Here is a 15,040-nt window from a genome sequence, read left to right on the forward strand (position 1 = left end):
TTTATTTTCTACCAAAACTGATATCCATTGTGTTTAAAACTATAATTTAGGAATTTTGAAATATTAAACCAATATATCATGAAATACAAACCGGCAGATCGCATCCAGGATTTACAATACTTTGGCGAATTTGGAGGAGTGAACCCTTCAATTTCAGATTCTTCAACCTATACATTTCTGTCTGCAAAGACGATGTTCGATACCTTTGAGGGTAATGCAGAGGGTTGCTATTTATACTCCCGCCACTCCTCCCCATCCAATCTATATTTAGGAGAGGCACTGGCAGCAATGGAAGGAACTGAAGCTGCCAATGTTGCTGCTTCAGGAATGGGCGCGATCACCTCGGTTCTCATGCAATTATGCAATGCCGGGGATCATATTGTGTGTAGCAGAACTGTATATGGTGGCACCTATGCTTTTCTTAAAAACTTTGCCCCCAAGTTCGGCATCACCACAACTTTCGTAGATATAACAAAACCACTGGCGGTTAACGAAGCAGTCCGGAAAAACACTAAAGTTCTTTATTGCGAGTCTGTAAGCAATCCATTACTGGAAGTGGCAGATATAGAAGCAATGTCCAATATTTCAAAAGTTCATAATTTAAAATTGGTGGTGGATAATACTTTTTCGCCACTTTCTATTAGTCCGGCGAAACTGGGAGCAGATGTGGTGATCCACAGCCTTACAAAATTTATCAACGGAAGCAGTGATACTGTAGGTGGCGTGGTTTGTGGAACTACAGAGTTCATCAATGACCTCAGAAATGTTAATGACGGGGCCGCCATGTTGCTTGGCCCAACGATGGACAGTTTGAGAGCCGCATCTATTCTTAAGAATTTGAGGACACTGCATATAAGGATGAAGCAGCACAGCCACAATGCCATGTACCTGGCACATAAATTTGAGCAGGACGGATTTAAAACAGTTTATCCCGGCCTGGATTCTCATCCCGGTCATGAATCCTTTAGAAAGATGATGAATGAATCCTATGGTTTTGGAGGTATGCTTACCATAGACGTTGGATTTTTGGATAAAGCGAATGAACTAATGGAATTAATGCAGGAGAAAAATCTGGGATACCTGGCGGTAAGTTTAGGATTCTATAAGACCCTGTTCAGCGCACCCGGAACATCTACCTCTTCTGAGATTCCTTTGGAAGAGCAAAAAGAGATGGGACTTAGTGACGGATTGATCCGTTTTTCCATTGGCCTCGATAATGATATTGCAAGAACTTATGAGATGATGAAAGAGTGTATGCTGCAAGTTGGGGTGCTGGATACTGAAATGGTCTAAATTTTTGCAGGATTAAGCCGAATGTCGTAAAATTACGATCAGAAAAAAATGATCAAAATTAACGACCGGATTTAAATTTATAGGCCTCAGGGTAGATCTGATTAATTTCAGGCTTATCCTGAGGCTTTATTTTTTCCGGATATAAAGCACAAAACCTTAATGGAAAACCCTGCGGCCAGTCCTGAAAACGAAAATATTGTAAAGAATAGAGAGCTAAATATCTGGGAAGCCTTAATACCTGTTGTAATTTTAATGGCATTACTAGCTTATAACATATTTTTTGCTGATGGGGTATGGCTTGGTGAATATAGCAATCAACTTATTCTACTTACCGGTGGCCTGATTGCTATGGTAGTAGGTTTATTCAACAAAACTGCTTTTTCCACGATGCTAGCTGAAATCTGGGAAAATTTAAAAAGTGTTTTTATTCCAATTTTAATCCTTTTACTGGTTGGAGCCTTGGCAGGATCCTGGCTGATAAGTGGAGTGATTCCGGCAATGGTGTATTATGGTTTACAGGTCTTAAACCCATCGATATTTTTACCTGCGTCAGTCATAATAGCCGCTTTAATTTCCATTGCCACAGGAAGTTCCTGGACCACATCAGCAACTGTAGGTATAGCCCTGGTAGGTATAGGAAATGCCATTGGCGTACCGGCAGGTATGATTGCTGGTGCTGTAATTTCCGGAGCTTATTTTGGCGACAAAATGTCTCCTTTGAGTGATACAACAAACCTGGCACCAGCAATGGCAGGTACAGACCTTTTTACCCATATACGCTACATGGCCTTCACCACTGGCCCTTCAATTCTTATAACTCTTGTTGTTTTTGGAATCCTGAGCTACACTACAGATGTTGCCGGAAAAACCGATATTGCCGGATTTTTAAATAGTATCGATCAAACCTTTACCATAACACCATGGCTTTTTATAGTGCCGATTATAGTGATTGCTTTAATTCTTTTAAAATCACATCCTCTCATCGCGCTTGGTGCAGGTATCGTTTCAGCAATTATTTGCGGTCTGATATTTCAACCGGAAGTACTAAACTCAATTAACTCATCTTTATTCTCTTCTATTAGCCAGGCAGTTTTTACCGATGTAGCAATTAAAACTGACAATGAAAGTTTAAATGAACTATTTTCATCTGGTGGAATGCTGGGAATGGTGTGGACTATCCTTCTTATTATATCGGCAATGGTTTTTGGCGGGATAATGGATGGAATTGGAGCCCTGGCTAGAATTACCAAGTCCTTATTAAAAATGGCTAAAGGTATCTTTGGATTGTTCGCAAGTACAGTAGTAAGTTGTCTTGGTCTAAATATTATTGCCTCAGACCAGTACCTCGCAATAGTAATTCCAGGAAAAATGTTTAAACAGGCTTATGAAGATAAAAATCTGGCACCTGAAAACCTTTCCAGGACTCTTGAAGATAGTGGAACAGTAACCTCTGTCCTAATCCCCTGGAATACATGCGGAGCATATCAAAGCAGTGTATTAGGTGTGAGCGTTGCAGATTATTTTGTTTATGCAATTTTCAATTATGTAAGTCCATTTATGACCTTACTTTTTGCCGGATTAAGTATAAAGATTAGAAAACTTACCAAAAAGTAAACCTGAGATATACTCATTAATCAAGTTAAATAATTGACAACTTGACAATTATAAATCTTGCCTATTGGTTTTAATTGAATCGATAAAGGAAACCTATCACGGGATAAAATTTAAAAATTTTCAGAGGTTGAAAAAGAGGTTCCAGTTCTTAAATTTGCACCTGTAAATGAAGAAATTTTTTAACCAATAAATAATATTTTAATATGGCATTAGTAGGAAAAAAATTCCCGAATCTTAGTGTAGACGCAATGGATGAAATGGGAGATACTTTCAAATTAAATATCCTGGAAGAGGCTCAGAAGAACAACAAAAAAGTATTGCTTTTCTGGTACCCTAAAGATTTCACCTTTGTTTGCCCCACAGAATTACACGCTTTTCAGAATGCGATGGAAGAATTCGAAAAGAGAAATGTAATGGTAGTTGGAGCATCATGTGATACTCCAGAAGTACATTTCGCCTGGTTGAACACTCCAAAGGATAATGGAGGTATCGAAGGTGTTAAATACCCAATCCTTGCAGACTCTAACCGTAATTTGAGTTCAAGACTTGATATTCTTGATATCATGAGTGAAACCTATGACGACGAAACCGGAGCGATCACTTTAGAAGGAGATAATGTTACTTACAGAGCTACTTACCTAATAGACGAGGAAGGAACTGTATTTCATGAAGGTATTAACCATATGCCACTTGGAAGAAATGTAAATGAATTCTTAAGATTGATCGATGCTTATACGCACGTACAGGAAAAAGGTGAAGTTTGCCCGGCGAATTGGGAAGAAGGTAAAGAAGCTATGAATGCTAACCGTGAAGGAGTTGCATCTTACCTTAGCCTAAACTAAAAAAACATATAGCTTAAATTAAGAATCTATAAAAAATTGCTATGATTAAAGAATTAGATCAGGATAACTTAAGCGAAGTGGTTAAGAACAACGACACGGTCGTGGTACAATACATGGCTGGATGGTGTGGTAACTGCAGGTTAATGAAGCCAAAGTTTAAAAAACTGGCTTCAGAAAATGAAAATGCTCAATTTGTGATGGTGGATGCTGAGAAGTTTCCGGAATCAAGAAAACTGGCTACTGTAGACAACCTTCCAACCTTCGCGACTTTCAAAAATGGAAGTTTTAAGAATCAGGTGCAAACAAACAAGTTTGACCAATTAAAAAACTTAGTTGATGAAGTTACCAGTAATTAAACACTTACAGAAGAACAACGAGGTTGAAAAGCTGGAGAACACAATAGATGTTCTTGAAAGTTTCACCGAGCACCGTTCTGTTTCTGAACAGGAAATGGATGTGATTGGTGAACTACTTACCAACCTCTGCGGAGCTGTAGAAGTTCATAAAATGATCCAGGATGGTGTTCCGGAAAGGGACGCTGCCAACAATTTTGTAAAGAAAGTATTAGGTTCAATAGACAAATAATCTTTCTTACAATTCATTTCACAGGGGCTGTTTTCATTAGGAAACAGCCCCTGTTGTTTTATGATAATTTTAGTAATAACCGAATGACAATCTTATAAATTTATAAAAAAAGTAAGCATGGCAAAGATTCAACTCGGTGATCAAATGGTCACAACCTATGGTAACCTTCCCGCTCTAGATGAAAAAGCACCACATTTTGAACTTATAAAATCAGATCTTTCCATTGGTACCCTGGAAGAATTTAAAGGAAAAAGGGTAATCATGAATATTTTTCCAAGCATAGATACGGGAGTTTGCGCTACCTCTGTTCGCAATTTCAATGAGAAAGCTACAGGTTTAAAAAATACCGTTGTCTTGTGCATCTCCAGGGATCTGCCATTTGCACAACAACGATTTGTGAGCGATGAAGGTTTGGAGAATGTGACTAATCTATCAGATTTCAGAGACCGCAATTTTGGCAAGGATTACGGTGTGGAAATGATAGACGGAGCATTCGAGGGATTGCTTTCCCGGGCAGTACTTGTATTAGATGAAAACGGGCACGTAATACATTCTCAACAGGTTTCCAGCATCGACGAAGAACCGAATTATCTCGCCGCCCTGAAAACGCTATTATAATGAAAAACAGTTTCCTCGGGAAAAGAATAAGAGGAGGTGGATATGCCATTAAAGGTGCATGGCTGCTATTAAAGCACGAACCTAGTATTCAGGTGCAATTCATCATTTCAATATTTGTATGTCTAACTGGCTGGTATTTTGATATTACCAGATCTGAATGGATCTTCCAGTTTCTGGCAATAGGGCTGGTGATGGCCGCAGAGGGATTAAATACCGCTTTGGAAGCTATGGCAGATTTTGTTCACCCCGATTTTCACAGCAAAATAGGTCATATAAAAGATGTGGCAGCTGGTGCTGTTTTTATAGCCGCTCTCATCGCTGTAATTATTGCCGCTTTCATATATATTCCCTATATATTTTAGTCCTTCCCATACTTTAATATCTTTCATATCTAATTTTTATTTATTGAGGTCCGGTTTTATTTGTTACAGCAAACCGTAATAAATTTGAGGTTTTTTTATACTTTGGCCGGCTTTAACCGGTAGATCAATACTTCTTGAAAAAAATCGCTCTAATAAGCATTATTTGGCTTATTCAATCTATTACCTACTCTCAAAACCATGATTCTGACTGGATCATTTGCCATGACCACCGTAATGGATCAATGACTTTTGATCTTCAGGAAAAAAATGATGAAATTCTCGGAAACCGAAATCCATCAGATTTTTCAATATCCTTTTACCAAACAGAATACGAGGCGAGAATTAAAGCTTCTCCCATTACTGAACCAGTACCGGTCGCTCCTGAAAGCGATAAAACAATTTTTTATAGACTGGAAGAAGTTAACGATCCGGATGCCTATGAGTTGGGCAGCTATCTTTTAAAAGTGATACGTACAGAAGTAAGAAAAGATGAAGGTTTTTATTGCGGAAATGCAGAAGGATATTATCAGTTCAAATTAGCAGATCTGGACGACGGGATGTTAAATCATCAGGATCCTAACAATGGTCAGGATCCTTCAATTCATGAAGTAACTTACTATTTAACCGAAGATGATGCAGAAAACCAGGTAAACCGGTTAGACAAAACGAACTGGACCAATACCATTCCGGGCTTTCAAACTATTTACGTTCGTGTCCAGCGAACTGATGATTATCCCTGCTTTCACGTTAAATTCTATGTTCTCTATATTCCCAGAACTCTCGATAACCCAGAAGCACAGGATGAGACATTTTGCATTGAAGGCAATCCTTCTGAGTTCAATTACGATCTTAACAATAAAGATCCTGAGATTCTGAACGGCGCAAATGCTGAACATTTCAATATTTTATATTTCGATTCTGAAGCAGACGCTTTAAGCCGGAGCTCGGAGATTACCCAGATTAATGGATCTCAGGCACCTAAGACAGTCTATTTTAGAGTGGAGGATAGTTCATTTCGAGACTGTTTTGAAACAGGTAGTTTTGAATTGGACTTTCAAAATGGTGTTCAGGCAAAAGAACCGGAACCATTAATGGCATGTGATACCGAAGAGACCGGCAGCTATATTTTTGATCTTTCCCTGAAAGATGCCGAGATCCTCAACGGACAAAATACGCAAGACTATAGTGTTTCTTATTTCCATAAGCAGGATGACGCCCGGCAGGATTTAAATACTATAGAAAAGCAAAATTATCGCTCCATGGCAGGAAACACCATCCTGTACGCCAAACTTTCACCCAGGGATGAGGGCTGCTCCAGCATTGTACCATTAGAAATTCAAGTTGCCGCCCTTCCACAACCAGAACTAGCCCAATCATACTATTTATGTGAGGACAATCCTTATCTCGAACTGGACGGGGGCGATTTTAACTCCTGGGAATGGCTTGGTGAAAATTATGAAACTATTGGCGACGAAAGAAATATTAAAATCACAGAACCAGGAGAATACGCTCTCTCTGTAACCAAAAACAATAATGGTTTGGTTTGCCAAAACACTATTTTTTTCCTTGTTGAAAATGCAGGCAGTATTGGGGAAATAGATTATTCCATTAATGGTCCAGATAATAACCGAAATTTAAACATAAGTACTGCCAACAATGCAGATCTCGAGTACTCTATAGATGGCATAAATTTTCAAGACTCTAATGTATTCCCAATTAATGAAGGCAATTACACTGTTTATGTAAGAGATAAGAACGGTTGTAAAGAGACTTTTATAGAGATCATCGTTCCGGGATATCAAACTTTTTTCACACCTAACGGCGATGGTATCCACGATAACTGGGAGATCATAGTAACCGAAGATGGCGAATTTCTGGACGTTCTTATTTATGACAGGTATGGCAAATTACTGGCTCAGATCCTAAGCGGGAAAAATGGCTGGGATGGAACATATAATGGAAAACCAATGCCCTCTAACGATTACTGGTTTAGTGTGGAATATTCTAACGGAGAAATTTTAACCGGACATTTTTCACTGGTTAGAAGTTGATATAATTTTAGCCTTTCACACAATTTTTAGTTTCTAAATACATTTATTTATTTTAATAGTCTCTTATTTGTATTTTTGCTGAAATCCGTTAACCTACCTATGGCTAAAAAGAAAGCTAAAACCAAGAAATCCCCTACTAAATCACGCAATATATCGCTAAAGCTCAACAGGCAGCAAAAAGTGGTTTTTGGAAGTTTCCTGATGCTTTTTGGCCTCGCCCTTATCGTAGCCTTTATATCCTTTCTATTCAACTGGCAGGCAGATCAAAGCGTATTGCAGGAATTTGCCAACCGGGAGATCGAAGCAAAGAACTGGTTGAGCAAATTTGGAGCGGGAATTAGTGATTTCTTTATCTATAAAGGATTTGGCCTCGCCTCTTTCTCTATCGCATTTTTAATATTGTTAAGCGGTATCTATTTGTTTTTCGGTTTTAATAGTTCTAATCTTAGGAAATTCTGGTTCTGGGGTGTGCTCGTGATGATCTGGATTTCTGTATTTCTGGGATTTTTCGCAGATACCAATGCTCTTCTTGGTGGCCGTATAGGATTTGAAACCAATGATTTTATCCAGGACTATTTAGGCTTTTTTGGCACTGTCCTTTTACTCACATTTCTATTAATCGCCTATCTGGCCATTCGTTTAAAGGTGACTCCTGAAATGGTTGCAGGATATTTCAAATCAGGTAAAAGGGAATTACAGGATGCGATGAAAGAACATAGGTCTGATATTTCAGAAACAGATGAAGAGAAAGACTGGAAGGAAACGGTAGTTATCCCTGAAAAAGAAGAGAAAAAAGAGGTAGAGACACCAAAAAGCATAGACCTTTTTAATGAAACTTCAGAGGTGAAAACCAACCCACAAGCTTCTCCTAAAATGGATATTACCACTCCTCCTGCCGAGGAAGTAGCTATGGAAGTGGAAGCAGCTCCAGAAGAGGAAGAAGATGATAACCTCAGCAAAAAACTGGTTAAAGATTTCGGTGAATTCGATCCTACGCTGGAACTTAAAAATTATAAATTTCCTACCATAGAACTGCTCAAGGATTACGGAGGAACCATTACCATAGATCAACAGGAACTAGAAGAGAATAAAAACCGTATTGTAGACACCCTCAAAAACTATAAGATCGAGATTGCTCAAATCAAAGCAACGGTGGGACCTACAGTGACTTTATATGAAATTGTGCCAGAAGCGGGAATACGCATCTCCAAGATCAAGAACCTGGAAGATGATATTGCACTTTCACTATCGGCGCTGGGCATCAGGATCATCGCTCCAATCCCTGGAAGAGGAACCATTGGGATCGAAGTACCTAATAAAAATGCCAGTATAGTTTCCATGCGTTCGGTAATATCTTCGGCAAAATTTCAGAATGCCGAAATGGAACTACCCCTGGCCCTTGGGAAATCTATTTCTAACGAAACCTTCGTGGTAGATCTGGCGAAAATGCCACATATGCTTATGGCGGGTGCTACCGGACAGGGAAAATCTGTAGGGTTAAATGCTATTCTTACCTCTCTATTATATAGTAAACATCCCGCAGAAGTCAAATTTGTACTGGTGGATCCCAAAAAGGTTGAATTAACCTTATTCAATAAGATAGAACGCCACTACCTGGCCAAATTGCCAGATACTGGAGATGCTATTATTACAGACAATACCAAAGTGATAAATACCCTGAATTCGCTTTGTATAGAAATGGACGATCGTTACGAACTGCTGAAAAATGCCATGTGTCGTAACATTAAAGAATACAACACGAAGTTTAAGGCCAGAAAGTTAAATCCTAATGAAGGGCATAAATTTCTGCCTTATATCGTACTGGTGGTAGACGAGTTCGCAGATCTTATTATGACTGCCGGTAAAGAAGTTGAAACTCCTATCGCCAGGCTTGCGCAGCTCGCCCGTGCCATTGGTATACATTTAATCATCGCCACGCAAAGACCTTCGGTAAATGTGATCACTGGTATTATTAAGGCTAACTTCCCGGCCAGGGTAGCCTTTAGAGTGACTTCTAAAATAGATTCCAGGACCATCCTGGACAATCAGGGTGCAGACCAGTTAATTGGTCGTGGAGACATGTTATTTACCCAGGGGAATGAATTGAAAAGATTGCAGTGTGCTTTTGTAGACACACCTGAGGTTGATAAGATCACCGAGTTCATCGGATCACAAAAAGCCTATCCGGATGCACATCAATTACCGGCCTATGAAAGTGATGAAAGTGGCACAGGACTTGATATAGATGTGAGCGAGCGGGATAAGTTATTCCGCGAAGCTGCAGAAGTGATCGTTACAGCCCAGCAGGGCTCTGCTTCACTCCTTCAGAGAAAATTAAAACTTGGTTATAACCGTGCAGGTAGAATCATAGATCAACTGGAAGCCGCAGGAATTGTTGGCCCTTTTGAAGGAAGTAAGGCAAGACAGGTTTTAATTACAGATCTAGCAGCTTTAGATCAGCTATTAAATGAACCAGACAATTAAAAATTCAAAATGAAAAAATTAGTCTTTATCCTGGCCGCGATCCTGGCCTTAAATGTACAGGCTCAAAGTTCTCAACAAGCAGAAAAATTACTTAACGAGGTTTCTTCGAAAGTGAAGAACTACGAAAACATGGTGATCGAATTTAAGTATGCACTGGAGAATCAGACAGAAAACGTAAACCAGGAAACGAGAGGAGACGTTAGTATCCAAGGGGAAAAGTATATTCTAAACCTTATGGGTACCACGCAAATGTTCGACGGTAAGAAGATTTATACTATTATTCCGGAAGATGAGGAAATCAATATTTCAAATTATGTAGAGGAAGATAGTAATAGTATTACTCCATCTAAAATGTTCACGTTTTACCAGGATGGTTATAACTATAAAATGGATATCACCCAGAATGTTAAGGGACGTGAGATACAATATGTAAAACTTACGCCTATAGACAGTGATGCTGAGATCAAGAACATCCTGCTTGGAATAGACAGCCAGACCAAGCATATTTACAATCTTATCCAGACGCAGGAAAATGGGACCAAAGTGACCATCACCGTAAAAACCTTTAAGACAGATCAACCGCTGGCAAAAAACCTGTTTACTTTTAACGAAGATCGTTACAGTGATTTTTACATCAACAGATTAGACTAAATTGAAAATACTCGACCGGTACATACTCACCAGTTTTTTAAAAACTTTTTTTTCGGTCTTTATCATTCTCATGTTCATCTTTGTACTCCAGACCATCTGGTTATACATAGGTGAACTTGCCGGTAAAGACCTGGATGCAGAAGTGATCCTGAAATTCTTATTGTATTTCTCTCCAAAACTGGTTCCGCTGGTATTACCGCTCACCATACTGCTTACCTCCATAATGACCTTTGGGGCGTTTGCTGAAAATTATGAATTTGCCGCGATGAAATCATCCGGAATATCTTTAGGCCGTGCTATGCGTGGCCTAACTGTTTTTATAGTATTTATAAGTCTCATTGCTTTCTTTTTTGCCAATAATGTTATTCCCGCAGCTGAATTTAAATCTATCAACCTGCGAAAAAATATCGCCCAGTTAAAACCGGCGATGGCAATTTCTGAAGGGATCTTTAATGATATTGGCACCTTCAATATAAAAGTTGAAGAAAAAAGTGGAGAAAATGACCAGTATTTAACCGATGTGATCATACACCAGAAGAAAAAAACAGGTGGGAATAATACTGTGATCAAGGCTAAAGAAGGGGAACTGGTGGGAAGTACAGATTCTGATGTACTTTCTCTGATTTTGAAAGAAGGGAATTATTACGACGAGGTTGAACCAAGCGATTATAAGAAGCGAAAACGAAAACCCTTTACCAAAAGTTACTTTGATGAATATGTCATCAACATAGATCTGTCAGATTTTAATAATGTAGACCTGGAGGATGAAACTTATAATTCTACTCATGGTATGCTTAAGATCTCTGAACTTGATGAAAGTATAGATTCCTTCTCTGTTTCTTACAACAAACGAATGGCAGAGTTTCGTGAGACGATGTACAATCGTTCAGGAATCCCTAATTTAAATATCAATTACAAAGCAAAAGACACTGTTTTTGAAAAGGATAAAGAACTTCTGGCCTATTTTGATACTTACGATGCGGCCCAGATCTCCAATCTGGCTTTGGGTACTGTAAATTCTGCACTCGCCCACCTGGCTATGAAAAAGCAGGAATTTAAAGTAAGCATTGTCCAGATTAATAAGTTTGAGATTGCCCTGCATGAAAAATATGCCTTGAGTATTGCCTGTATCGTGCTATTTTTTGTGGGTGCGCCTCTAGGTGCAATCATTAGAAAAGGTGGTATGGGTCTGCCAATTGTGGTAGCCATATTATTATTCCTTACCTATCACTTTATTGGGATATTTGCCAAAAATTCTGCCGAAAACGGTAGTATTCCTCCTTTTATCGCTACCTGGCTTTCTACATGGATCATGTTGCCATTGGGGGTATTTTTAACTTACAGGGCTACGACAGACCAGGGATTATTCGTATTCGATAATTTTATAGAGCCTTTCAGGAAACTCTTCAAAAAAGCAGGCCTTTTCAAGGACAAAAGTAAATCAGAATAAATATCTTTGCAGCCAGAAAACAAGATCTTATGGCTCAGGTGGAGAACAATCAATATTCAGTAAAACTTGATACTATTCAGGAGGCTATCGATGATATTCGTGCCGGAAAGGTAATTATTGTCGTAGATGATATTGATCGTGAGAATGAAGGAGACTTTTTAGCTGCCGCTGAAAAGGTGACGCCGGAAATGATCAATTTCATGGCCACCCATGGCCGTGGTCTTATCTGTGCCCCGCTTACCGAAGAAAGGTGTAATGAATTAAAGCTGGAAATGATGGTTGGTAATAATACCGACCCTATGGAAACGGCTTTTACGATCTCAGTAGATCTTCGGGGTAAAGGAGTGACTACAGGAATTTCAGCTTCAGATCGTGCCAAAACGATTGAATCTCTAATCGATCCTGAAACAAAACCCCAGGACCTTAACCGTCCCGGACATATTTTTCCGCTAAAAGCCAAAGAAGGCGGAGTATTAAGAAGAACAGGCCATACTGAAGCTGCCATCGACTTTGCAAGACTTGCCGGATTCGCACCGGCAGGGGTTATCGTTGAGATCATGAACGAAGATGGAACCATGGCCAGACTACCCCAGCTAATGGAAGTTGCCAAAAAGTTTGATCTAAAAGTAGTTTCTATAGAAGACCTGGTTGCTTACAGAATGCAGCATGATTCCCTTATCGAGAAAAAAGAGGATTTTGAACTGGATACAAGATTTGGCAGATACCGTTTAAGGGCATATAAACAAACTACCAACGCGCAGATTCATATCGCCCTTACAAAAGGAAGCTGGAAGCCTAATGAAGAGATTATGGTGAGGGTAAATTCAACTAGGGTAAATAATGATATTTTAGGCACACTTACCAATAATCTGGACAAGAAGCTGGATGGAATGTTCCAGGCGATCAATGAAGAAGGCCGCGGTGCAATCGTTTTCATTAATCCTGCTAATCAATCTCCAAACTTATTGAACAGGCTTACGGAATTAAAAGAAAGTCAGAAAAAAGGTGAAATAAAAGCGCCTCCGGTAAAAATGGATAATAAGGATTTTGGTATTGGAGCTCAGATCCTTCATGACCTGGAGATCCATAAAATTAAACTCCTTTCTAACTCCCAGCAAACCAAACGTGTTGGAATGATTGGATATGGGCTGGAAATTACCGAATACGTAAATTACTAATCGATCTCGATGACCACCTCATCCAGAGGTCTTCTCACCTTTTTAAAATTAGAAAATTCATCATCTTCAGCTCTGTAACCAACGGGAAGAACGAGCACAGATCTAAGGTTTTGCTCATTCAGATTTAGGAATTCATCATATTTCCCGGGCTCGAAACCTTCCATGGGGCAGGCATCTATCTCTTCTGCTGCACATACCGTCAGCAAAGTACCCAAAGCGAGGTAAGCCTGGTTGATCGCCCATGCTTCAATTTCCTTTACTTCCTTTGTTTTAAAATCATCTACCAGAAATTCATGAAACGGTTTTAAAATTTCTTCGGGAGTGTCCCTTACATGTTTAACAAGTCTGAAATAGTTGGTAATAAACTCTTCATCTATCCTGTTTTCAATACAAATTACCAAAACATGAGAAGCGGTGTCCACCTGCTGCTGACCGAATGAGAAATTTTTCAATTCAGACTGCAACTTTTTATTTGAAATTACCAGCATCTTTAAAGGCTGCAGACCGTAAGAAGTTGCGGTAAGATTAAAAGCTTGTTTCAGAACCTCAATTTTATCCTCTGAAAGCATTTTTGAATCATCAAACTTCTTCGTGGCGTAACGCCAGTTCAGGGCTTTTATATTACTCATAATTTGGATTAAATAATATTTTACAAATGTACACAATGTGTACGGCAACCCTTGCGTTAGCGCATAAATTAATCTGATACATCCAAATATTATGGCTATCTTCGATAAGACTTTCATCTCTCACTAATGCGTAGACTCAAGAAATTCATCCTGTTTTCGGTGATTGGTCTTGTACTGATCATCTTTGTAATACTGGGTATAGAGGCTATCTTTAAGAGAAACACTCAGGATCTTATCTACAGAGATATTTCTGAGCTCCCTAATTCGAAAACAGTTATAATTTTGGGCGCGAGTGTACATGCCGATGGTAAGCTTTCACCCATTCTCCAGGATCGTGTAGATACGGCTATTAAGCTTTTTCGGGAAGGTAAGGTTGAGGATTTTCTGGTTACAGGAGACCATCGTAGCGATGATTATAATGAAGTTGCAGCAATGGTGAGTTACCTGGAAGCTAAGGGCATAAATAAAGACCTTATCACTTCAGATCATGCCGGGCTAGATACCTATGACAGTATGTACCGCGCAGGAAAATTATTTGAAATTGATGATGCTGTAGTGGTCACGCAGGAATTTCATTTACCCCGGGCGCTGTTCATTGCAAGAAATTTAGGGTATAACTACACAGGTTTTCCAGCAGATCAACGGGCCTACCAGACTGAATACCGTCTGAAGCAAAGAGAGAAGCTGGCAAATTTAAAGGCTTTATGGGAAGTACTTTTAAAGAAGGAGCCTAAGACTCTCGAAGCCCGCCTTAGCAATAACTAACAAGCCCGCACCGGCCCCGGTAAACGCCAACTGGTGGAGTTGGCATTTAAACTTGAATTTGTAACCCATTAAGCAGTAACATTTCAGCTGATAGTATAATTAAAAGGCTTAAGATCGATCTTCTAAATCTGGTAGCCTTCTGAAATAGTACTCCACACAAAATAATAGAAATTACGCACAATATTATACTGACTATTAGAATCCAGTAAGCATTAGTTATAGGATAAAAAATACTCATAAAATGTTCTTTCCTTTCTGCCTGGGCACTGAATTTCTTGAAAGAAAAGTACCAGAAGATTTGAATTGATAAGGGTATCAAGACAGAGAAACTCGCGATTACATATTTTGCTCTTAGGTTACCCATTTAATCTTCAGAAATTGAATTTTGTTTTTGCTCAACAATTTGATTCAATTTAACTGTTATAAATTTAATTGAAAATTCAATGATTAAAGCTTCAAAATTAGGTGATCTTCTAAAGTAATATTTTAGGATTAACCAATCTCATTTCGTAGTTCAT

14 protein-coding genes are annotated in these 15,040 nt (G+C 39.0%); 13 read left to right on the forward strand and 1 reads right to left on the reverse strand.

Annotation, left to right across the window (positions count from 1 at the left end):
- Positions 1–78 precede the first annotated feature (78 nt).
- The 12 genes from FGM01_RS07420 (at position 79) to ribB (ending at position 13,128) form a co-directional block, all read left to right on the forward strand.
- Entirely contained in the window at positions 79–1,293 is a 1,215-nt protein-coding gene (locus FGM01_RS07420) for an aminotransferase class I/II-fold pyridoxal phosphate-dependent enzyme (RefSeq protein ID WP_143410524.1), read from the forward strand.
- A 159-nt stretch (positions 1,294–1,452) separates the two neighbouring features.
- The gene (gene nhaC, locus FGM01_RS07425; RefSeq protein WP_143410525.1) at positions 1,453–2,907 is read left to right on the forward strand and encodes a Na+/H+ antiporter NhaC; all 1,455 of its coding nucleotides are present in this window, start codon (positions 1,453–1,455) and stop codon (positions 2,905–2,907) included.
- 203 nt (positions 2,908–3,110) lie between these two features.
- Positions 3,111–3,749, forward strand: a complete 639-nt coding sequence (locus FGM01_RS07430) for a peroxiredoxin (RefSeq protein WP_143410526.1) — start codon at positions 3,111–3,113, stop codon at positions 3,747–3,749.
- Positions 3,750–3,790: 41 nt separating this feature from the next.
- Positions 3,791–4,105: a thioredoxin family protein gene (locus FGM01_RS07435; protein WP_143410527.1), complete on the forward strand. Its 315-nt coding sequence runs from the start codon at positions 3,791–3,793 to the stop codon at positions 4,103–4,105.
- Entirely contained in the window at positions 4,086–4,334 is a 249-nt protein-coding gene (locus tag FGM01_RS07440; RefSeq protein ID WP_143410528.1) for a DUF6952 family protein, read from the forward strand. The genes FGM01_RS07435 and FGM01_RS07440 overlap by 20 nt, the downstream gene beginning before the upstream one ends.
- Positions 4,335–4,451: 117 nt before the next feature.
- Complete coding sequence (gene tpx, locus FGM01_RS07445; RefSeq protein ID WP_143410529.1) at positions 4,452–4,952, forward strand: thiol peroxidase; 501 nt, start codon at positions 4,452–4,454, stop codon at positions 4,950–4,952.
- Positions 4,952–5,314, forward strand: a complete 363-nt coding sequence (locus FGM01_RS07450; RefSeq protein WP_143410530.1) for a diacylglycerol kinase family protein — start codon at positions 4,952–4,954, stop codon at positions 5,312–5,314. The genes tpx and FGM01_RS07450 overlap by 1 nt, the downstream gene beginning before the upstream one ends.
- 134 nt (positions 5,315–5,448) lie before the next feature.
- The gene (locus FGM01_RS07455) at positions 5,449–7,365 is read left to right on the forward strand and encodes a T9SS type B sorting domain-containing protein (protein WP_143410531.1); all 1,917 of its coding nucleotides are present in this window, start codon (positions 5,449–5,451) and stop codon (positions 7,363–7,365) included.
- A 99-nt stretch (positions 7,366–7,464) separates the two neighbouring features.
- Positions 7,465–9,849: an FtsK/SpoIIIE family DNA translocase gene (locus FGM01_RS07460; RefSeq protein WP_143410532.1), complete on the forward strand. Its 2,385-nt coding sequence runs from the start codon at positions 7,465–7,467 to the stop codon at positions 9,847–9,849.
- Positions 9,850–9,858: 9 nt separating this feature from the next.
- Positions 9,859–10,500 (forward strand): outer membrane lipoprotein periplasmic chaperone LolA1, encoded by a 642-nt coding sequence (gene lolA1, locus FGM01_RS07465; RefSeq protein ID WP_143410533.1) that lies wholly within the window; start codon positions 9,859–9,861, stop codon positions 10,498–10,500.
- Between the two features lies 1 nt (position 10,501).
- Positions 10,502–11,950, forward strand: coding sequence for an LptF/LptG family permease (locus FGM01_RS07470; RefSeq protein ID WP_143410534.1), 1,449 nt, complete (start codon positions 10,502–10,504; stop codon positions 11,948–11,950).
- 29 nt (positions 11,951–11,979) lie between these two features.
- Positions 11,980–13,128 (forward strand): 3,4-dihydroxy-2-butanone-4-phosphate synthase, encoded by a 1,149-nt coding sequence (gene ribB / locus FGM01_RS07475; RefSeq protein ID WP_143410535.1) that lies wholly within the window; start codon positions 11,980–11,982, stop codon positions 13,126–13,128.
- Here the strand turns inward: ribB and FGM01_RS07480 are convergent.
- On the reverse strand, positions 13,125–13,757 hold the full coding sequence (locus tag FGM01_RS07480) for an NAD(P)H-dependent oxidoreductase (RefSeq protein ID WP_143410536.1): 633 nt from the start codon (positions 13,755–13,757) through the stop codon (positions 13,125–13,127). The genes ribB and FGM01_RS07480 overlap by 4 nt on opposite strands.
- 126 nt (positions 13,758–13,883) lie before the next feature.
- Here FGM01_RS07480 and FGM01_RS07485 point away from each other — a divergent pair, with 126 nt between their 5' ends.
- Positions 13,884–14,522, forward strand: coding sequence for a SanA/YdcF family protein (locus tag FGM01_RS07485; protein ID WP_143410537.1), 639 nt, complete (start codon positions 13,884–13,886; stop codon positions 14,520–14,522).
- Positions 14,523–15,040: the final 518 nt, after the last annotated feature.

Origin of the sequence: Christiangramia sabulilitoris, assembly GCF_007050985.1 — a bacterium.
Classification (GTDB): domain Bacteria; phylum Bacteroidota; class Bacteroidia; order Flavobacteriales; family Flavobacteriaceae; genus Christiangramia; species Christiangramia sabulilitoris.